Here is a 19,683-nt window from a genome sequence, read left to right on the forward strand (position 1 = left end):
AATTTTCAGGAATATTCTACGTATCGCTGTTTCCACTGCTTGGGGGTAATGCCTTCATTGAGTTTAAAGGAGGAGATAAAAGAGGAAAGCGAGTTGAAACCAACCAGAGAGGCTACCTCTTGAATTTGCATTTCGGGATGTTCGATGAATAGAATGGTCGCTTTCTGGATACGGTATTTATTGACGAATTGGTAGAAACTAAAACCGAATTCGTTATTGATGAGATTCGAGATATAAGTACGGTTTGTCCCGAGAAGCGCGGCAACGTCGTTTATGGTGAGATTCCCGTTCGTGTATATTTCTTTCTCGTCGAAAAGATGAACAAGTTCGTCTTTCATCTTCTCTCTTTTCATCCCTAAGTTCTTCAGGTATTTTTCGGGAAGAGGGGGGAAAACGGGTGATATTTCGTCCTCTTGTTCTATTGTCAGTTCATCCGGACAGCTTTTTACTTCACACGGGGGAAGCGGCTCTTCCTTGACTTGCGCATGTTGAGGGGTATAGCATATATACGGTTCGTTGAGGGCGTGGATGAAAAGGTGGGACACGAAACAGATAAAACTAAGATGAACAAGGTAATTGCTCCATGCCGCTTGGGTAAAAGACGTACAAAGCATGATTACGGCATAGAGAATAGCCAAGGGGATGGCATGATTCAGCCAGCGGAGGTCTATATTTTCTTTGGAAGAATAGTTTTCTTCCACGGTTTGAACGTGTTTCCGTTTTAATTTGAGGATACGCGAGGTGTAAACGGTAATCATGGAAGCCTGAATCGTTAGACAGATATATCGAAAAATGGAAAAGAGAGAGTTTTTATCATAGAACTCCCGTTGAAAAAAGCTCTCTTTCTCTTCAAGAGGGAAAAGTAATAGACCCGTGACAAGCATGACGATACCCGGCATGAAATGTAACCAGATTTTCTCCGGGGCTATTTTTTCCGGTTTCGTGAGTTTCCGGAAATAAAAGAAATACATGGGGATCAAGAATAAATGGATCGTGATATCAAAACCGGGCAAGAAGAACTCGTTTGTTCGGTACGCGTGTATATCTTGAATCATGTCGGGGATGAAAAGCAAGCCGGAGAATGTGAGCACGACTCCCAGTACCCGCCGGGGGTGCATTCCGGCTTCTTCACTATACGCGGCTCCCTTTAAGATCAGTAACGTGATACCGCAGAACAGGGGTATAACAAAAGAGAGGACGTATGAAAAATACATCCAGAATGTTGCCGAAAATAGACTATCATTCATCATGTCGCACAATGTTGTCGATTTACCTTCTTTGACGTGGCAAATATAATACAAATTGTGTCTATTTCGAGGGTGTTTGAGCGTTTGGAATGTTAATTAACAAAAGGGATTAAAATTGATTCTTTAAAAATTGACATCCTGCCGTAAACTTTGTACTTTCGTCCCATCTATATTAGAATCAGGTTTCATGAATGATGAAAAACTAAAAGAAGAAGTTCGCAAGGCTTGCGAAATCTTACGAAACGGTGGGGTAATTCTTTACCCGACGGACACGATATGGGGTATCGGCTGTGACGCGACGAACGAGGACGCCGTGAAAAAGGTGTACGAGTTGAAGCACCGGGAAGACTCCAAGGCCATGTTGGTTTTGTTGGATGATGTCGGGAAATTGGCTTCTTACGTGACGGTACCGGATATCGCTTATGATTTATTGGAGGTGAACGACAAACCGATGACGGTTATTTACCCGGGTGCGAAGAATATGGCAAAGAATCTGATCGCGACGGATGGAACAATCGGCATCCGGATCACCTCGGAGGCTTTCACGAAAGCGTTGCTTTACCGTTTCCATAGACCCATCGTGTCAACTTCCGCGAACATCAGTGGTGAGCCTTCCCCGAAGTGTTTTGCCGAGATCAGCGATGCCGTGAAAGCGGCAGTGGATCACGTGGTGGATTACCGTCAGGGAGAAACCGCTAATCCCGCCCCTTCCAGTATCGTCAAGCTGGGTGCGGGCGGAGAAATCCAAATCATCAGAAAATAATAACCCGAATTTTGGAAGTTGTGGATGGCATTCATTTTCAATTTTCAATTTTCAATTTTCAATTGTTTTATGGCTTTAATTTTAAATATCGATACCTCCACGGATATTTGCTCCGTGGCAATAACCCGGGAGGGGAAGGTGATCGCATTGAAAGAGAATAACGAGGGTTTCAATCATTCTACTTTATTAGGCGTGTATGCGGATGATTTGCTGAAGGAAAACGGTTTGACCGCGAATGATTTGGATGCGGTTGCCGTGAGTATGGGACCCGGTTCATACACGGGGTTGCGTATAGGAGTTTCTTTAGCCAAGGGAATTTGTTTCGGTGCGGGCAAGCCCTTGATAGCCGTGAGTACCTTGGAAGCTCTGGCGAATGCCGTTGCCGCAAGGAAAGGCGAAGGCGGGTATTATTGCCCGATGATTGATGCTCGTCGCATGGAAGTGTACACGGCGGTTTTTGATCGGGAGGGGATTACCGTGAGGGATATTCATGCCGAAGTAATAGAGGAGGGTGCGTTTGCCGATTTGTTGGATGGGCATAAGATGTTTTTCTTCGGGAACGGGAGTGATAAGGTAAAGGAGGTTATACGCCACCCGAATGCTGAATTTATTCCGGGAGTAGAAACTTCCGCGGCTAATATGACACTGCTTGCCGAACGGAAATTCGAGGCGGGAGATTTTGAGGATGTGGCTTATTTTGAGCCTTTTTATTTGAAGGATTTCGTGGCTACCGTGCCGAAGCGAAAAGTTTTGTGATAAAAATTATTTGTGATGAATATAAAATTACTGAACCCGTCGCATTGGACGGATTACGAGTTGATAGATAGTGGTGCTTTCGAGAAATTGGAACGTTTCGGACGTTACGTGATTGCACGACCGGAGCCGCAAGCAATATGGAATAAATCGCTTTCCGACGAGGAATGGCATCAACGGGCGGATGCTTATTTCAAGAAAGACAAGAAGAACGAGGATCGGGGAGAGTGGGTTTGCAAACCGAAAATGTTACAGCAGTGGTTCGTGAACTACCGGTACGGGGATATGGCTCTCCGGATGCGCTTGGGGTTGACTTCTTTCAAGCACGTGGGGATATTCCCGGAACAGGCGGAGAACTGGGATTTTATATTCGAGCAAGTGAAACGGATCGGCACGGGGGCGAAAGTGCTGAACTTGTTTGCTTACACGGGAGGGGCTACTTTAGCTGCGAAGAGCGCAGGGGCGGATGTTACTCACGTCGATTCGGTGAAACCCGTGGTGTCTTGGGCGCGGGAAAACATGGAAGCCTCCGGTTTGGACGGGGTACGTTGGATCGTGGAGGATGCTTTGAAATTCGTGCATCGGGAAGTGCGGCGAGGGAAAAAATATAACGGGATTATTCTTGATCCGCCTGCCTATGGACGCGGTGCGAATGGCGAGAAATGGGTACTCGAGGAGAATATAAACGAATTGATAACCCTTTGTGGTCAGTTGTTGGAACCGACGAACAGCTTTTTGGTGTTGAATTTATACTCTATGGGACTGTCAGCCTTATTAGCCCGAAGCGTGGTGCGTCAGTTGGTCGGGGAATGTCGTGGCGAACAATTCGGTGAATTGTATTTTACCGATTCATTTGAAAAAGCATTACCGTTGGGGGTGTATTATAGATTATGGCGTTAATAAGAAGAAGTTATGACACAAAAAGAAGCTGTACAATTATTTGAAACGAGAAAAGTCTGTACCGTTTGAGATAGCGAACAGGAGAAATGGTATTTTTCTATCGTGGATGTAGTTGGTATTTTAACAGAAAGTACTGATGGGCGTAAGTATTGGAATAAATTAAAACAACGTCTTAAAGAAGAAGGAAATGAAACGGTGACAAATTGTCACCAGTTGAAGTTAAAGGCTACAGACGGGAAAATGCGAATGACTGATGTTGCAGATACTGAACAACTATTCCGGTTAATTCAATCCATTCCTTCCCCTAAAGCAGAACCGTTTAAATTGTGGATGGCGCAAGTTGCCAAGGAACGTTTAGACCAATTACAGGATCCTGAACTGTCGATCGAGCAAGCCATGCTGGATTACAAACGATTGGGATATTCTGACAATTGGATAAATCAACGTTTGAAAAGTATTGAGGTACGCAAAGAACTCACCGACGAATGGAAACACCGGGGGGTAAAAGAAGGGCAACAATTTGCGACGCTGACGGATATCATAACACAAGCTTGGGCTGGAATGACAACTAGAGAATACAAGCAGTTTAAAGGACTGAAGAAAGAAAATCTCCGGGATAATATGACTAACATGGAGTTGATCTTGAATATGCTTGCCGAAGCCACGACAACTGAAATCTCGAAAGAAAGAAAACCGGAATCCTTTGAAGAAAGTCAACGGGTTGCTCAACAAGGGGGACGAATAGCGGGTATACCCGGAAAGAAATCGAAGCCCAAACAGGTAAGAATATAATTTCTCCATTAAACGCTAAGAAGCATTTGCAGCTTGATGATTCGGGAGAAAAGAAAAATGATCACCAAGAAACACCGGAACTTGAATAAGAATAAAAAAATCACTTGCTCGAGAATCATCCATCGTCCTAACTTTATATCTTTGGAATCTGCGATTTAAAATAGTAAATCTAAAATTTTCAGATTTATGCTGATTTTCTTATCTTTGCACCCTCAATGAAAAATATTAAATCTAAAAAATAATACTAGATGGCAACTACCGCTGATTTTAGAAATGGATTATGCATCGTTTTCAAAGACGATTTATACAGAATTGTACAGTTTCAACACGTGAAGCCCGGTAAAGGACCCGCTTTCGTGAGAACCAAAATGCAAAATATCAAGACCGGTCGTACGCTTGAGAATACGTTCACTTCCGGGGTAAAAATTGATGTTGTGCGTATCGAAAGGCGCCCGTATCAATTCCTGTACATGGAAGGTGAAGACTATATTATGATGCATACCGAAACTTACGAGCAAATTCCAATCGCTAAAGATCTGATCAACGCTCCTCAATTCTTGAAAGAAGGCGATGCTGTTGAAATGGTTGTACATGCTGACACGGAAACTCCTTTGTATGTAGAATTGTTGCCGACAGTTGTTCTCGAGGTAACTTACACGGAGCCGGGATTGAAAGGCGACACCGCTTCTTCTACGGCATTGAAAGCTGCTGAGGTTGAAACAGGGGCAAGAGTAATGGTTCCTCTCTTCATTAATACCGGTGAGAAAATCCGCATCAAAACAGAGGACGGAACATACGTGGAACGCGTGAGAGAATAAAAGAAATTGACGATTTTTGATTTATGATTTAAGATTCATGAAGAATGGAATCATAAATTGTAAATCATAAATCGTAAATGAATTAGATTTCAATCTCTCCATTCGCTTCGGCTTGGAGTTTTTGGATAACCTTTTCGGCGGAGTTTTGCTCCGCTTCTTTTTTGGATGCTCCCACGCCTCGTGCCATGATAGTTTCGCCGATAGTAATCGTGCAGATGAATTTCGAGCGACGGGCGTTTCCTTCCAGTGTGTCGATTTTAAGGTCTGCTTTTTGTTTCTGTGCCCATTCGATAAGGCGGCTCTTGTAATTCTTATCGACGTAAACGAGGTCTTCCAAATTCACGTAATGAGGGAAAATATAATTCTCGATAAATGCTTTTGTCTTATCGTAACCTTGATCGAGATAGATTGCCCCGGTGAAAGCCTCGAATACATCCCCGTAGATGTGTTTGTTTTTGGAAATATCCGATTTGGCGATAACCTCTTCGCTCAATCCCATTTTGATAGCGATGATGTTTAACGATTCCCTGCTCACGATCTTGGAACGCAAGCGGGTCATGAAACCTTCATCTTTGTTGGGGAAGAATTTATACAGAATTTCAGCGACAATAGCTCCCAGAACGGCGTCTCCCAAAAATTCCAATCGCTCGTAATTCAGGACAGCTCCGCTTTTCGTGTATCTTGATGCCGATTTATGCAGCAATGCCAAGGTGTACAAGCCTCTATTGCCGGGTATAAAACCCCATTCTGTAATAGACAATCCATAAAACTTTTCTTTCCGATGAAGATAAAGTTTTATGGATTGAATTATTTTACTAATCACTTTCCAAATGTTTTTAGTTAGTGATTATTTTTTAAACACTACGCAAGCATTGTGACCTCCGAAACCGAAAGTGTTACTAATGGCTACATTGATTTTTCTTTCCTGAGCCTTATTGAACGTGAAATTCAGCTTCGGATCCAGTTCCGGATCGAGATTGCTGAAATTAATGGTAGGGGGTACAATGTCGTTTTTCACAGCCAGGACACAAGCGATTGCCTCCAAGGCACCGGCGGCGCCTAATAAATGTCCTGTCATTGATTTGGTAGAACTGATGTTCAACTCGTAAGCGTGTTCTCCAAATGCTCTCTGAATGGCCTTAGGTTCTGCCACATCTCCTAACCCGGTTGACGTCCCGTGCACGTTAATATAATCAACGTCTCGCGTGGTAAGTCCGGCATCTTCTACGGCGAGCAACATCACGTCACCGGCACCTTCTCCGTTCGGATCGGGAGCCGTCATGTGATAGGCATCACAGTTTGAAGCACCGCCGGCGAGTTCGGCGTAGATATGGGCACCTCTTTTAACAGCATGTTCGTACTCTTCCACGATCAGGCAAGCACCACCCTCGCCAATCACGAAACCGTCACGATCCGCGTCGAAAGGACGGGAAGCCGTTTTCGGGTCGTCATTGCGAGTCGACAAAGCCTTCATGGAGTTGAAACCGCCTACTCCCGGAGGGGTAATGGCTGCTTCCGATCCACCGGCAATGATCACGTCTGCTTTTCCTAACCGGATAAGATTTAATGCATCTACTAACGAGTGTGCGGATGAAGCACAGGCTGATACGGTCGTGTAGTTCGGGCCTTTCAGACCTTCTTCTATAGCGATCATAGCTCCGCCCATGTTAGCAATCATCTTGGGTATAAAGAATGGGTTGAATCTGGGTGTGCCGTCTCCCAATGCAAATGTTTTACATTCTTCGTAGAATGTATCCAATCCCCCGATACCTGCTCCCCAGATTACTCCGATTCTCTTTCTGTCCTCTTGCGAGAAATCGAGTCCGGCATCTTTCACTGCCTCTCTGGAACAAATCAGAGCGAATTGGCTGTAAAGATCCATTTTACGGACTTCCTTCTTGTCGAAGTATTCCGTGGGCTCGTAGTTTTTAACTTCGCAAGCGAATTGCGTGCGAAATTTAGATGCATCAAAACGAGTAATAGGACCGGCGCCACTGACGCCAGCTTTCAAGTTTTCCCAAAATTCAGCCACATTGTGACCTAAAGGGTTGATAGTACCAAGACCAGTTATTACTACTCGTTTGAGGTTCATAAAATCAATATTAAATTATTGAGCGTTAGCTTCAACGTATGCAATCGCATCACCCACGGTAGCGATTTTCTCGGCTTGATCGTCCGGAATAGTAATATTGAATTCTTTTTCCAATTCCATGATCAACTCTACTGTATCCAAAGAGTCAGCGCCTAAATCATTTGTAAAAGTTGCACCCGGTGTAACTTCTGATTCGTCAACTCCTAATTTATCAACGATGATAGCTTTAACTCTGTTTTGAATGTCAGACATAACATTAAATTTTAATTAGACATTTTTTAAATTCACACTAACGTCTATAACAGACGTCATAACTCTCTAAGTTCGGGCGCAAAGTTAGAGAATTTATTTTTCCTAGAAAATTTTTTGGCATGAATAAACTCTTGCTTATCTTTATGCGTTTGATATTTAATAGATTACAAGATGAAAAAAGTTGCAATATTTGCCTCTGGATCAGGTTCTAACGCCGAAAACATCATTAATTATTTCGAAAACGACACCGAAAATGTCGTGAAAATCGTGTTTTGTAACAAACCGAACGCGTACGTTTTGGAACGGGCGAAACGATTGGGGGTTCCTTCCTTCGTGTTTAACCGGGATGAATTTTATCATTCCGACTTAGTAATAAACGAGTTGAGGCGTCTGGAGATCGATTTTATCGTGTTGGCGGGCTTCATGTGGAAGGTCCCGGATGCTATTATCGAGGCTTATCCCGACCGGATCGTCAACATCCATCCTGCGCTTTTACCCTCTTACGGCGGTAAGGGAATGTACGGCATGCACGTGCACGATGCCGTCATCGCGGCGGGAGAAAAAGAAAGCGGCATCACGATCCACTACGTGAACGGTCACTATGACGAGGGGGCTGCCCTGTTTCAAGCAAAATGTACCATCACCCCTGAAGATACCCCCGATACCTTGGCGGAAAAAGTACACGCCTTGGAATACGAGCATTTTCCGCGAGTGATAAAAGAAGTGTTGGAAAAACTCTAAAGAGTCTTTCTAATTTTAAATTTTAGATTTTAAATTGAATAATTGCCGATTGTGGAATTTAATGTTTGTCAATCGTGTAATTCATTTTCAATTTTCAACTTTCAATTTACAATTATGATGAGGAGATTTACCGTATTACTGGGATTATTATTTATTGGCTTTATACTGCAAGCTCAAGAAGCGAGATTATTAAGGTTTCCGCATAGCGTGGGGAACAAGTTGGTATTTTCATACGCGGGCGATCTTTATATCGTGTCAGCCGAGGGTGGTACAGCACGTCGGTTGACGTCCCACGTGGGGTACGAGATGTTTCCCCGGATATCCCCGGACGGGAAATACATCGCTTTCACGGGACAGTATGACGGCAACACGGAAGTATTCGTGATCCCGGTAGAAGGAGGTGAGCCTCGTCGATTGACTTACACGGCTACGCTGGGGCGGGACGATTTGGGTGACCGCATGGGGCCCAATAATATCGTCATCGGGTGGACTCCCGACAGTAAGCGTATTCTCTATCGTTCCCGGAGATATACTTTCAATGACTTCACGGGACAATTATTCACGGTACCTGTCGAGGGCGGAATGTCTGAAGAGGTGCCTTTGAAAAACGGTGGTTTCGCCTCTTATTCTCCCGACGGGAAAAAACTGGCGTACAACTATATCATGCGGGAATTTCGTGCGTGGAAGCGTTATCAAGGCGGTATGGCTGATGACATACGGGTGTTTGACTTCACTACCAAGAAATCCGAAAAGATAACCGATAACGTGCGGCAGGATATCATCCCCATGTGGTCGCCCGACGGGACTACGATTTATTATATATCCGACCGGGACAACGTGATGAATCTTTACGCTTACAACGTGAGCACGAAAGAGGATAAACAACTTACCTCCTACAAGGAATATGATATAAAATTCCCGGCAATCGGGGATAAACGTATCGTTTACGAACAGGGCGGTTACATCTATGCTTATGACTTGCAGACGGGAAAAGAGGCTAAAATCACGATCCGTGTAGATAACGATCAGGTATATTCCCGTCCGAAACTGACGGATGTCAGCGGACAGATTACCACCGTGGCGACTTCTCCCGGCGGGGAACGGGTGGTCGTTGCCGCTCATGGTGATATTTTTTCGCTGCCTGCCAAAACAGGAATCACCTATAACCTTACCAACTCGTCGGACGCGAATGATATGCAGGCAGGCTGGTCACCCGACGGGAAATATATCAGCTACGTGTCTGATAAAGACGGGGAATTTAATATTTATCTCCGGGAAGCCGCCACGGGTAAGGAGCGGAAATTAATTAAAGGATTGAAAAGCTATATCTTTAACTACAAATGGTCGCCCGACTCCAAGAAAATCATGTGGAGCGAGAAAGGGAATACCTTGAATATCTCCGACGTGGAAAGCGGCAAGCGTGAGATCGTGGAGCAATCGGGTATCCGTTCGATGACTTCTTACAACTGGTCGCCGGATAGCAAATACATTACTTACGTGCGTCCGGAAGCCGCCATGGATAATATTATCGTTTATAATGTGGCAAATGGTGAAAAGCATCAAATCACGGACGGCTGGTTCGGTTCAAGTTCACCCAACTTCAGTGACGACGGCAAATACCTCGTGTTCGTGTCGGCACGTGCCTTTTCGCCCACGTACAGCCGTACGGAATGGAATCACGTGTACAACGACATGAATAAAGTGTACGTGTTGCCGTTGGCAAAAAACGCCCCGGTGCCTTTTGCCCCGAAAAATGATGTCATCCCGGTAGAAACGGGAACAAAAGTCAAAGATGAAAAGACCGAAGAAGCATTGGTTTACGATTTCTCGAACTTGAACAACCGCCTTGTCGAATTGCCCGTGCTTGCCTCCAATCATTATAATAACGTGCATATGCTCGGCAACCGGGTATATTACAACCGGGGCGGTCGAACCATGTACTTTGACATGGGTAGCAAGCGTGAATCCGACTTGGGTGGATACGTGGAATTTTCTCCCGGTTACAAGAAGGCAATCGCGTTCTCCGGTTCCTCGTTCCAAGTGCTGGATATTCCCGTCCTGTCCGCCGGGGTGAGTTCTCCGGTACCGACCAAAGATGTGAAAAAAGTAATCGACTACCATCAGGAATGGATGCAGATATACAACGAGAGTTGGCGACAAATGCGTGATTTCTTCTATGCCAAGAATATGCACGGGGTAGATTGGGAGCACGTGTATGAAAAATACAAGGTATTGGTACCTTACGTCAACCACCGCACGGATTTGACTTATATCATAGGAGAAATGATCGCCGAGTTGAACGTGGGACACGCTTATTCCGTCAACGGGCGGATTCCTGCCCCGGAGAGAATCAAAATGGGATTGCTGGGAGCCAAGTTCAAGAAAGACAAATCCGGCTATTTTCAAGTGACCAAGATTATCGAAGGAGCCAACTGGAATGAAGCAACCCGTTCCCCGTTGACGATGCCGGGCGTGGATGTAAAAGAAGGGGAATATATCTTGGCTATCAACGGGAAATCGTTGAAGGACGTCGATAACCTGTTTTCCGAACTGGTCGACATGGCGGGTAAAACCGTTTCCCTGAAGGTAAACTCCGCTCCCGACGAGAAAGACGCCCGGGAAGTGCTGGTCACCCCGCTTGCCGACGAATCGAAATTATACTACTATAATTGGGTACAAAACAATATCCGAAAGGTGGCAGAAGCAACCAACGGCGAAGTGGGTTACATCCATATCCCGGACATGGGCGTTGACGGGTTAAACGAGTTCGTGAAGCATTACTACCCGCAGTTGAACAAGAAAGCCTTGATTATCGACGACCGCGGGAACGGGGGTGGTAATGTATCTCCTATGATTACCGAGCGGCTGATGCGTACCCCGACATTCTATACCATGCACACGAATCAAACCCAAGGCGCCGTGAATCCCGTGGGCACCTTCCTCGGTCCGAAAGTCTTACTGGTAAACGAATATTCGGCCTCTGACGGTGACTTGTTCCCCTATCGTTTCAAGTACAACAAACTGGGTACCGTCGTGGGACGCCGCACGTGGGGCGGAGTTGTCGGGTATAGCGGCTCCATTCGTGTCGTGGACGGCGGTTCCATCATCACCCCCTCGTATGCCCCGTATGCCGCTGACGGCAGCGAGTTTATCATCGAGGGTAGGGGTGTATCTCCCGACGTGGACGTGGAAAACGATCCTTACTTGGAATACATGGGTGATGACGAGCAATTAAACCGGGCCATCCGAATCATACTCGAAAAACTGAAAACCGGGAAAAAAGAAATCCCGGCTATTCCCGCCTTCCCGGATAAGTCCGGGAAGAAAAAGTAGGATAAAAGGCTATTTATGTAGCCGTATACCTCGAATTTGCAACCAACTTGGATTTATTTCGTAATTTTGTAGCGTAAATTGAAAGGGAAATGAGTACAAAAGAGGTTGAGTGGGACGGAATACCCGTCCCGAGGCGGTATTGGGCAATCTTGGCGATTGCCATGGGAATCACGGTGTCCGTGTTGGACGGTACGATTGCCAACGTGGCGTTGCCGTCGATTGCCGGGGATTTGGATGCCACGCCGTCAATGTCTATCTGGATCGTGAACGCGTACCAGTTGGCGATAGTCGTGTCCTTGCTCTCGCTCTCATCCTTGGGGGATATCTGGGGATACAAGCGGGTATATATTGCCGGCTTGCTGATATTCAGCGTGACCTCGCTGGCGTGCGCTCTTTCTACTTCTTTGACGCAACTGACCGTTGCCCGTGTTTTCCAAGGATTCGGGGCTGCTGCGTTGGCGAGTGTCAACACGACTCTGATTCGTATTATCTATCCCCGTCGCTTCTTGGGGCGGGGATTGGGCATAAACGCCTTGGTCGTTGCCGTGTCGGCAGCCGGGGGACCGACCATCGCCGCCGGAATCCTTTCCATTGCCTCGTGGCCGTGGTTATTCGCGATCAACGTGCCGATCGTGATCGTGGCATTAATTTTGTCGTGCAAGTTTCTTCCGTCCAATCCGGTGAAGGACTCGGGACGCACGTTCGACTGGAAGAGCGGTATCATGAATGCACTGACCTTCGGGTTGCTGATTTTCTCTATCGAGGGATTCACCCACGATATGAACTGGAAAGTATTGCTCCCGATGATCGCGGCGGTGTTCGTGATCGGTTATTTTTTCGTGCGGCGGCAGTTATCGCAAATTTATCCTTTGCTGCCTGTCGATTTGTTGCGTATCCCGATATTCTCGCTTTCGGTGGGTACTTCCATTTGTTCGTTTGTTGCCCAGATGCTGGCAATGGTATCTCTGCCCTTTTTCTTGCAGCACACGCTGGGAAAGAGCGAGGTCGCTACCGGAATATTGCTTACCCCTTGGCCCTTGGCCACCATGATAGCGGCTCCTTTGGCGGGAAAACTGATCGAACGGGTTCATGCCGGGCTATTGGGCGGAATCGGTTTGTCGATATTCGCGGGAGGCTTATTCTTGTTGGCGGTTTTGGCGGATAAAGTCTCCGGGGTGGGAATTGCCTTGTTTATGGTGATGTGCGGTTTTGGTTTCGGGCTGTTCCAAACCCCCAACAACAGTATATTAATATCCTCCGCGCCGCAAAACCGGAGTGGCAGTGCCAGCGGTATGTTGGGGATGTCCCGTCTGACAGGGCAGACCACGGGAGCCTCCCTCGTGGCGTTGATGTTTGTCATGTTTCCCGTCGACGGAACTTATGCTTCCTTGTACCTTGCCGGAATATTTGCCTTCGTTGCCGCGGTGGTAAGTTTCACGCGGGTATCTTTGCCCGAACCGGAATTGTTGCGGGGAAATGCCAAGAAAAAAAGTTAACGGGATAGTTTGGGCTTCTATTTTGCTTACATTTGTGGCATGTTATAGTGGACTGCAATGAATGGAGTTGATGTATGAATAATGCAAAAAGGATTTGGAGAGCGATTGTTTTTCTGGGAATAATATTTGTCGGGATAGCCCCGCGGGCGCATGGACAGGAACGCGACAGTACAGTCGGTTTGTCTTCGCGTAAGTTCGTTCATGGAATGAAAGCGGAGGTGCGTCCGGAGTATATTTTTCAGACACATTCTTTTTTAGAAGGTGATAATCCGGAGGGGAAACTGATCCGGGGTGCTTTCTCGTACCATTTGAAATATTTTCTCCGTTACCGTCCGGGAAGTGTTGCCGCCCGTGCTTATGGTGACGTTTATCAAGGAATAGGTTTCGGGTATTATACCTTCGGGGAACCTCGCTTATTGGGTGACCCGTTAGCATTCTATCTGTTTCAAGGGGCTCGTGTTGCCCGCTTCTCGCCCCGGGTGTCTTTTCATTACGAGTGGAATCTGGGTTTGTCCGCGGGGTGGAAGACTTTCAACACGTACGACAATCCCTATAATAAAATCATAGGTTCGAAGGTGAATGCCTATATTAATGCTAATTTTTATTTGCGTTGGCAATTATCGCCGGGTGTGAGTCTGACTTCGGGCATTACCGTGTCACACTTCTCCAATGGTAATACCGCGATCCCCAACGCGGGACTGAACACGATCGGCGGGAATTTCGGGGTGGAATGTAATTTCCATAGGAAAGATGACTTGAAGCCGTTGCAAGCGAATGATGTTTCTCCTTGCCGCCCCTTTCGCCGTCATATAAGCTATGATTTTGTATTTTTCGGTTCGTGGCATAGTCAGGGAATCAAGACTGCCGACGGACTTTCGCCTTCTCCCGAATCTTACCCGGTGTTTGGGTTTAATTTTACCCCGATGTATAACGCGGGGTATAAACTGCGATTTGGCATGTCGCTTGACGGCACGTATGACGGGGGTGCGAACCTTTACACGGAGTATGACGTGTACGGGCAGATAGATAAGTCGCAGATTGTCAGACCGCCTCTTGGCGAGCAGTTCGCGTTGGGACTTTCCGGACGCGTGGAGTACGTGATGCCTTTCTTCACCGTGGGAATCGGGTTGGGGACTAATTTTATCGGGAAAGGGGATTTGAGTATGTTCTACCAGATGCTCACGTTGAAAATCGCGATGTCTCAAACTTCGTTTCTGCACGTGGGATACAATCTTCGGGATTTTCATGATCCTAACTTCTTGATGCTGGGTATCGGTTTCCGGCTTAATAGTAAATCTTTCGCTTTTTAATATCTTGATTTAATGCTGTTTTCACGACAAGGAACTACCCAAGACAGTTCTGAATAGAGTATGAATAGGGTATCAATTCCGGTGCAATTCTGCTTGTAAAGTTTTTAGTAAGCTTTTAGTAAGCTATTAAAACGCTATTGTAGTATAGGGTTTTAATAGCGCTTTAATAGGGAACTAATAGCGTTTTACACGGAAATAATACGGGAGTGATGCACTATTGAAGTGTGAATAGTGCTTGTAATCAGTGTGTAATGGAAAGGTCTTCCTTTCTTGTTCTCATCGTTTCTCAGAGGTTTGGTTAGAAACACTCGGAAAAAGTAACTTGTTTTAACGAGTACGTGTTGTTATATTCATTATATTTGTTCCTGTGATATTTGAAGAAAATGCAAAGAATCTTATTGCTTAGGTTCAATGTATTGAGGGATTGTCTTATATTTTTTAAGAGGAGTTTTTATGCCATTTACTCATTTTCACGTGCATTCGCAGTATTCGATTTTGGACGGGGCGGCGAGTGTTCCGGGATTGATAGATAAAGCCATTGCTGACGGGATGCCGGCGATCTCACTGACCGACCACGGGAATATGTTCGGGGTGAAGTTATTTTACGATTTGTGCAGGAAGAAAGGAATCAAACCGGTACTGGGTGTCGAGGCTTACGTGGCACGGGTGTCGTTGTATAGCAAGGAGAAACCGGTGGACCGTTCGGGGGAACACTTGATTATTCTGGCGAAGAACCTGCAAGGGTACAAGAATCTGGTGAAACTGTGTTCCGTGGCGTTCGTGGACGGGTATTATTACCGCCCGCGTATTGATAAGGCTCTTCTGGAAAAGCACCACGAGGGGTTGATTATTTCATCCGCTTGCTTGGGAGGGGAGATTTGCCAGAAGATTATGGCGGGAGATATCGAGGGGGCTGATAAAGCGGCCTTGTGGTACAAGAATTTGGTGGGGGAGGATTATTATCTGGAGGTGATGCGTCACCCGGCAGAATCGGCGAAAGAGAGGGCGGAGGTGTACGATAATCAGGTGAGGTGTAATGCCGAGATTCTGAAGATGGGCGAAAGGTTGGGCATCAAGGTGATCGCCACGAATGACGTGCATTTCTTGAACGAGCAGGATGCCGAGGCGCACGATTTGTTGATTTGTTTGAATACCCGGAAGGATATTGATGATCCGAACCGGATGAGATATACCCGTCACGAGTGGTTCAAGACCACGGCGGAGATGCAGGCTTTGTTTCATGATATCCCGCAAGTGTTGGAGAACACGCAGGAGATCGTGGACAAAGTGGAGGAGTATAAGTTGGATTCCGACCCGTTGATGCCGGTATTCCCGATTCCCCCGGAGTTAGGAACCGAGGAGGAGTACCGGGAGAAGTTCTCAGCGCAGGACCTTTTTGACGAGTTTACCCGTAACGAGAAGGGCGAAGTCGTTTTGTCGCAGGAAGAGGCGGAGAAGAAAGTGAAGAAATTGGGTGGGATAGATCGTTTGTACCGTATCAAACTGGAGGCGGATTACTTGAAGGTGTTGGCGATGAAGGGAGCCAAAAAGCGTTACGGGGAGGAGATTCCGCCGGATATCATGGAGCGTTTGATTTTCGAGTTGCATATCATGAAAACCATGGGTTTCCCGGGTTACTTCCTGATCGTGCAGGACTTTATACAGGCGGCTCGTGATATGGGGGTGATAGTGGGACCGGGACGTGGTTCGGCGGCGGGGAGTGCCGTGGCGTATAGTTTGGGTATCACGAATATCGACCCGGTGAAGTACGATTTGCTGTTCGAGCGTTTCTTGAACCCGGATCGTATTTCATTGCCTGATATCGACGTTGACTTCGATGACGACGGTCGGCAACGGGTGTTGGAGTGGGTGACACAGAAGTACGGGGAAGATAAAGTAGCGCATATCGTTACTTTCGGTAGTATGGCCGCCAAGATGGCGATCAAGGACGTGGCGCGGGTGTTGAAGCTCGACTTGTCGGAGGCGAACCGTCTGGCGAAGATGGTTCCGGAGGCGCCGAAAATGACATTGAAGAAGGCGTACAAGGAGAATCCCGATCTGGAGAAAGAGAAAGATTCACCCAACCCGTTGGTGGCGAAGACAATTCGGTTGGCGGAGATTTTGGAAGGCTCCGTGCGGCAAACGGGGGTGCACGCTTGTGGTATTTTGATTAGTCGTGACCCGTTGACGGATCATATTCCGATTATGAACACGGAGGGCGAGAGTCTGAAAACGACGCAGTATGACGGGCATTTCGTGGAACCGATCGGGTTGATTAAGATGGACTTTTTGGGGTTGCGTACCCTTTCTATTATAAAGACGTGTTTGGATAATATCAAGAAGTCCAGACATATGACGATAGACGTGGATGCCATTTCGCTGGAAGATCCCGAAACATTCGCTTTGTTTTCGCGAGGAGATACTACCGGTCTGTTCCAGTTTGAGTCGCCGGGTATGAAGAAGCACTTGCGTGCCTTGAAGCCGAACCGTTTCGAGGATTTGGTGGCGATGAATGCCTTGTATCGCCCGGGTCCGATGGAGTATATCCCCGATTTTATTAAGCGTAAGCACGGGGAAGCTCCGATCGAGTACGACCACCCGATGATGGAACCTTACTTGAAGGACACGTACGGGATTACGGTGTATCAGGAGCAGGTGATGTTGCAGTCCCGTGCTCTCGGTAATTTTACCCGAGGTATGTCGGATACTTTGCGTAAGGCGATGGGTAAGAAACAGATCGACACGATGAATGCTTTGAAGGCGCAATTCCTTGACGGGTGTAACGCTAATCCCGAGTTCGTGAAAGGCGCGAAGGAGGTGGGCAAGGAGGTCAAACCGCTGGTGGAGAAGATATGGGGTGACTGGGAGGCTTTCGCTTCTTACGCGTTCAACAAGTCGCACTCGGTTTGCTACGCTTATATCGCTTACCAGACGGGATTTTTGAAAGCGCACTACCCGTCGGAGTTTATGGCTGCCAACTTGAGTTGTAACCTGTCGGATATCACGAAGGTGACGATTTTTATGGACGAGTGCAAGCGCATGGGATTAAAGGTGTTGGCGCCGGACGTGAACGAGTCGGACAATGATTTCACGGTGAACCATAACGGGGATATCCGTTTCGGTATGGCGGCAATCAAAGGTGTGGGACTGGCAGCCGTGGATTCGATTATCGAGGAGCGGACGAAAGGAGGCGAGTTTAAGGATTTGTTCGATTTCTTCGAGCGGGTGGATTACCGGACGGTGAACAAGAAGACGCTTGAAAACCTGATTACAGCCGGGGGATTGGACAGTTTCGGGTTGGACCGGTCACAGTATTTTTATATGCCGGACGGTCACACGACTTTTCTGGAAAATCTGGTGAATTTCGGGCAAAAGAAGCAACAGGATAGCATGTTGATGCAGGCGACGTTGTTCGGGGGAATGGACGAGTACGACGTGAAGAAACCGACCATCCCGTTGTGCGAGCCGTGGACGGACGTGGAAAAGGCGCGTAAGGAGAAGGAATTGATAGGTATATACCTAACTTCTCATCCCTTGGATTCGTATAAGTTGGAGATAAACGCGATTTGCACGCCGCTGGATAGTTTGACGGATTTGTCGCCGTTCAAGGACAGGGACGTGACGATAGCGGGCATTATCGTGAATATGCGGATAGGGAAAACGAAGAAAGGGAATGATTTCGGGATACTGACGATCGAGGATTTTGGCGGAACTTTCGAGTTGCCGTTTTTCGGGGAGGATTTTATCAAGTTCAGAAACTATTTTATCATGGAAACGGCAGTATATATAAAAGGCAGGGTACAGGTGAAGAAGTGGGGCGGAGCCGGGGAGCTGACGTTTAACGTGGTGAGCATGGATTTGCTGAGCGTAATTAGCGAGAATCTGATTCGCTCGATCACTTTGCAGGTGGACGTGGAGAAGTTGACGCACGAGATCGTGACAGAGTTACACAATCAGTTCGTGAACGAGCAGGGAGATTTGCCATTGAGTTTTGTGTTGTATGATAATTCAGGGCATCGGGTGAAGATGTTTTCAAGGACTTGTAAGATAGGACGTTCAAGAGAATTGTACGAATATTTCGAGAATAATGATGCTATTAAAATGAAAATTAATTAATTTCGCCGTGTCGAAGCGTTGGATTTTACGCGAGTATTCTCCAACGCTTTTAGCATGAAAATATTATTATAAACTTTAAAGATAGAAGTATGGCTATTGCAGTTAATGATTCAAATTTCGAGGAAGTTGTGCTGAAAGCAGAGGTTCCCGTGTTAGTAGATTTCTGGGCAGAATGGTGTGGACCATGTAAAATGATGTTGCCTATCGTTGAAGAAATCTCTAAAGAGTTCGAGGGTAAAATAGTAGTTGCTAAGGTGAACGTGGACGAAAGTTCAGCTTCTGCTAAATATGGTATCCGTAACATCCCGACAATTCTTTTCTTTAAGGGTGGTCAGGTTGCAGACAAGCAAGTAGGTGCAGTACCTAAAGCTACATTGGTGGACAAAATCAATAAATTGCTTTAATGAGATATAAAAACCGCTGAAAGGCGGTTTTTTTATTGGAGATTTATGATTTACGATTTATGTCTTGGTGGATTGTTACTTATAGGGTTGTTTTTAATAAAGTATATATCCTGCGATTCCTGCCAGAACGATCATGAGGATCGGGTCCATTTTGAATTTGAAGGTGGCAAGGAAAGCTATGGCGAAGATGATATAGCTTTTGTAGTCTACGAAGTTTTGTTTGTTCATGAGTAACAGGGCAGCGGCACCGATCAGACCGAGAACGGTGGTTTTCAGTCCTGTCATTGCCCAATCGACGTATTTGTTTTGCCGGAATATGAAGAAGAATTTGGAGATGGTGATCATGATGAATAACGACGGCAGGCTGACGGCGAGCGTGCATATTGCCGAACCCCAGATGCTTCCCGTCGCGGTGTAGCCGATGTATGTGGCGGTATTGAAGGCGATAGGACCCGGAGTGCTTTGGGATATGGCAACGATGTCCGTGAAGTCCGCGACACTGATCCATTGGTGTGTTTCTACCACGTCGTGTTGTATCAGGGACAGCATGGCATAGCCTCCCCCGAAACCGAACAGGCCGATTTTGAAGAAGGTGATGAATAGGCTGATATATAGTTCTAGGTTTTCCATGTAATCAGTTCGTAAGGTTCATAAAGTTTATAAGGT

At 46.5% G+C, this 19,683-nt stretch carries 15 protein-coding genes and 1 pseudogene; 11 read left to right on the forward strand and 5 right to left on the reverse strand.

The window, feature by feature from the left end; genetic code table 11:
• Positions 1 to 5: 5 nt before the first annotated feature.
• The gene (locus ACK8P8_RS14405; RefSeq protein WP_369860344.1) at positions 6 to 1,250 is read right to left on the reverse strand and encodes a helix-turn-helix domain-containing protein; all 1,245 of its coding nucleotides are present in this window, start codon (positions 1,248 to 1,250) and stop codon (positions 6 to 8) included.
• A gap of 184 nt (positions 1,251 to 1,434) precedes the next feature.
• Between ACK8P8_RS14405 and ACK8P8_RS14410 the strand changes: the two genes are divergently transcribed.
• The 5 genes and pseudogenes from ACK8P8_RS14410 to efp all read left to right on the forward strand — a co-directional run bounded on the left by ACK8P8_RS14410 (position 1,435) and on the right by efp (position 5,273).
• Positions 1,435 to 2,010, forward strand: coding sequence for an L-threonylcarbamoyladenylate synthase (locus ACK8P8_RS14410; RefSeq protein WP_369860343.1), 576 nt, complete (start codon positions 1,435 to 1,437; stop codon positions 2,008 to 2,010).
• A gap of 69 nt (positions 2,011 to 2,079) precedes the next feature.
• Positions 2,080 to 2,766 carry a tRNA (adenosine(37)-N6)-threonylcarbamoyltransferase complex dimerization subunit type 1 TsaB gene (gene tsaB, locus ACK8P8_RS14415; protein ID WP_369860342.1) on the forward strand — a complete coding sequence of 229 codons (687 nt, stop codon included), beginning with the start codon at positions 2,080 to 2,082 and terminating at the stop codon, positions 2,764 to 2,766.
• 15 nt (positions 2,767 to 2,781) lie between these two features.
• On the forward strand, positions 2,782 to 3,663 hold the full coding sequence (locus ACK8P8_RS14420) for a class I SAM-dependent methyltransferase (RefSeq protein WP_099291520.1): 882 nt from the start codon (positions 2,782 to 2,784) through the stop codon (positions 3,661 to 3,663).
• 12 nt (positions 3,664 to 3,675) lie between these two features.
• Positions 3,676 to 4,544: pseudogene (locus tag ACK8P8_RS14425) on the forward strand (BRO-N domain-containing protein).
• 159 nt (positions 4,545 to 4,703) lie between these two features.
• Positions 4,704 to 5,273 carry an elongation factor P gene (gene efp, locus ACK8P8_RS14430; protein ID WP_369860341.1) on the forward strand — a complete coding sequence of 190 codons (570 nt, stop codon included), beginning with the start codon at positions 4,704 to 4,706 and terminating at the stop codon, positions 5,271 to 5,273.
• A gap of 82 nt (positions 5,274 to 5,355) precedes the next feature.
• Here the strand turns inward: efp and rnc are convergent, their stop codons facing one another.
• The 3 genes from rnc to ACK8P8_RS14445 are packed head-to-tail and all read right to left on the reverse strand — an operon-like array spanning position 5,356 to position 7,617.
• Positions 5,356 to 6,096: a ribonuclease III gene (gene rnc / locus ACK8P8_RS14435; RefSeq protein WP_227216553.1), complete on the reverse strand. Its 741-nt coding sequence runs from the start codon at positions 6,094 to 6,096 to the stop codon at positions 5,356 to 5,358.
• A gap of 24 nt (positions 6,097 to 6,120) precedes the next feature.
• A complete protein-coding gene (gene fabF, locus ACK8P8_RS14440; protein WP_099291523.1) occupies positions 6,121 to 7,365 on the reverse strand; it encodes a beta-ketoacyl-ACP synthase II in 1,245 nt (414 codons plus the stop codon).
• Positions 7,366 to 7,380: 15 nt separating this feature from the next.
• Complete coding sequence (locus ACK8P8_RS14445; RefSeq protein WP_018337766.1) at positions 7,381 to 7,617, reverse strand: acyl carrier protein; 237 nt, start codon at positions 7,615 to 7,617, stop codon at positions 7,381 to 7,383.
• Positions 7,618 to 7,788: 171 nt separating this feature from the next.
• Here ACK8P8_RS14445 and purN point away from each other — a divergent pair, with 171 nt between their 5' ends.
• The 6 genes from purN to trxA all read left to right on the forward strand — a co-directional run bounded on the left by purN (position 7,789) and on the right by trxA (position 19,017).
• On the forward strand, positions 7,789 to 8,358 hold the full coding sequence (gene purN / locus ACK8P8_RS14450) for a phosphoribosylglycinamide formyltransferase (RefSeq protein WP_099291524.1): 570 nt from the start codon (positions 7,789 to 7,791) through the stop codon (positions 8,356 to 8,358).
• Positions 8,359 to 8,472: 114 nt separating this feature from the next.
• Positions 8,473 to 11,691: a S41 family peptidase gene (locus tag ACK8P8_RS14455; RefSeq protein WP_410026001.1), complete on the forward strand. Its 3,219-nt coding sequence runs from the start codon at positions 8,473 to 8,475 to the stop codon at positions 11,689 to 11,691.
• Between the two features lie 89 nt (positions 11,692 to 11,780).
• The gene (locus ACK8P8_RS14460; protein WP_369860339.1) at positions 11,781 to 13,187 is read left to right on the forward strand and encodes an MFS transporter; all 1,407 of its coding nucleotides are present in this window, start codon (positions 11,781 to 11,783) and stop codon (positions 13,185 to 13,187) included.
• Between the two features lie 74 nt (positions 13,188 to 13,261).
• Entirely contained in the window at positions 13,262 to 14,497 is a 1,236-nt protein-coding gene (locus tag ACK8P8_RS14465) for an acyloxyacyl hydrolase (protein ID WP_369860338.1), read from the forward strand.
• Positions 14,498 to 14,950: 453 nt separating this feature from the next.
• Positions 14,951 to 18,613: a DNA polymerase III subunit alpha gene (gene dnaE, locus ACK8P8_RS14470; protein WP_186976043.1), complete on the forward strand. Its 3,663-nt coding sequence runs from the start codon at positions 14,951 to 14,953 to the stop codon at positions 18,611 to 18,613.
• Positions 18,614 to 18,702: 89 nt separating this feature from the next.
• Positions 18,703 to 19,017, forward strand: a complete 315-nt coding sequence (gene trxA, locus ACK8P8_RS14475; protein ID WP_099291530.1) for a thioredoxin — start codon at positions 18,703 to 18,705, stop codon at positions 19,015 to 19,017.
• Between the two features lie 93 nt (positions 19,018 to 19,110).
• Here trxA and ACK8P8_RS14480 read toward each other — a convergent pair whose 3' ends face one another.
• Positions 19,111 to 19,647 (reverse strand): chromate transporter, encoded by a 537-nt coding sequence (locus tag ACK8P8_RS14480; protein ID WP_099291531.1) that lies wholly within the window; start codon positions 19,645 to 19,647, stop codon positions 19,111 to 19,113.
• Positions 19,648 to 19,683: the final 36 nt, after the last annotated feature.

It is taken from the genome of Butyricimonas muris, from assembly GCF_046365375.1.
Taxonomy (GTDB): domain Bacteria; phylum Bacteroidota; class Bacteroidia; order Bacteroidales; family Marinifilaceae; genus Butyricimonas; species Butyricimonas muris.

Coding starts and splice junctions, on each gene's coding strand:
- ACK8P8_RS14405 (WP_369860344.1), bottom strand. CDS start 1,250: ATGATGAATGATAGTCTATTTTCGGCAACATTCTGGATGTATTTTTCA.
- ACK8P8_RS14410 (WP_369860343.1), top strand. CDS start 1,435: ATGAATGATGAAAAACTAAAAGAAGAAGTTCGCAAGGCTTGCGAAATC.
- tsaB (WP_369860342.1), top strand. CDS start 2,080: ATGGCTTTAATTTTAAATATCGATACCTCCACGGATATTTGCTCCGTG.
- ACK8P8_RS14420 (WP_099291520.1), top strand. CDS start 2,782: ATGAATATAAAATTACTGAACCCGTCGCATTGGACGGATTACGAGTTG.
- efp (WP_369860341.1), top strand. CDS start 4,704: ATGGCAACTACCGCTGATTTTAGAAATGGATTATGCATCGTTTTCAAA.
- fabF (WP_099291523.1), bottom strand. CDS start 7,365: ATGAACCTCAAACGAGTAGTAATAACTGGTCTTGGTACTATCAACCCT.
- ACK8P8_RS14445 (WP_018337766.1), bottom strand. CDS start 7,617: ATGTCTGACATTCAAAACAGAGTTAAAGCTATCATCGTTGATAAATTA.
- purN (WP_099291524.1), top strand. CDS start 7,789: ATGAAAAAAGTTGCAATATTTGCCTCTGGATCAGGTTCTAACGCCGAA.
- ACK8P8_RS14455 (WP_410026001.1), top strand. CDS start 8,473: ATGATGAGGAGATTTACCGTATTACTGGGATTATTATTTATTGGCTTT.
- ACK8P8_RS14460 (WP_369860339.1), top strand. CDS start 11,781: ATGAGTACAAAAGAGGTTGAGTGGGACGGAATACCCGTCCCGAGGCGG.
- ACK8P8_RS14465 (WP_369860338.1), top strand. CDS start 13,262: ATGAATAATGCAAAAAGGATTTGGAGAGCGATTGTTTTTCTGGGAATA.
- dnaE (WP_186976043.1), top strand. CDS start 14,951: ATGCCATTTACTCATTTTCACGTGCATTCGCAGTATTCGATTTTGGAC.
- trxA (WP_099291530.1), top strand. CDS start 18,703: ATGGCTATTGCAGTTAATGATTCAAATTTCGAGGAAGTTGTGCTGAAA.
- ACK8P8_RS14480 (WP_099291531.1), bottom strand. CDS start 19,647: ATGGAAAACCTAGAACTATATATCAGCCTATTCATCACCTTCTTCAAA.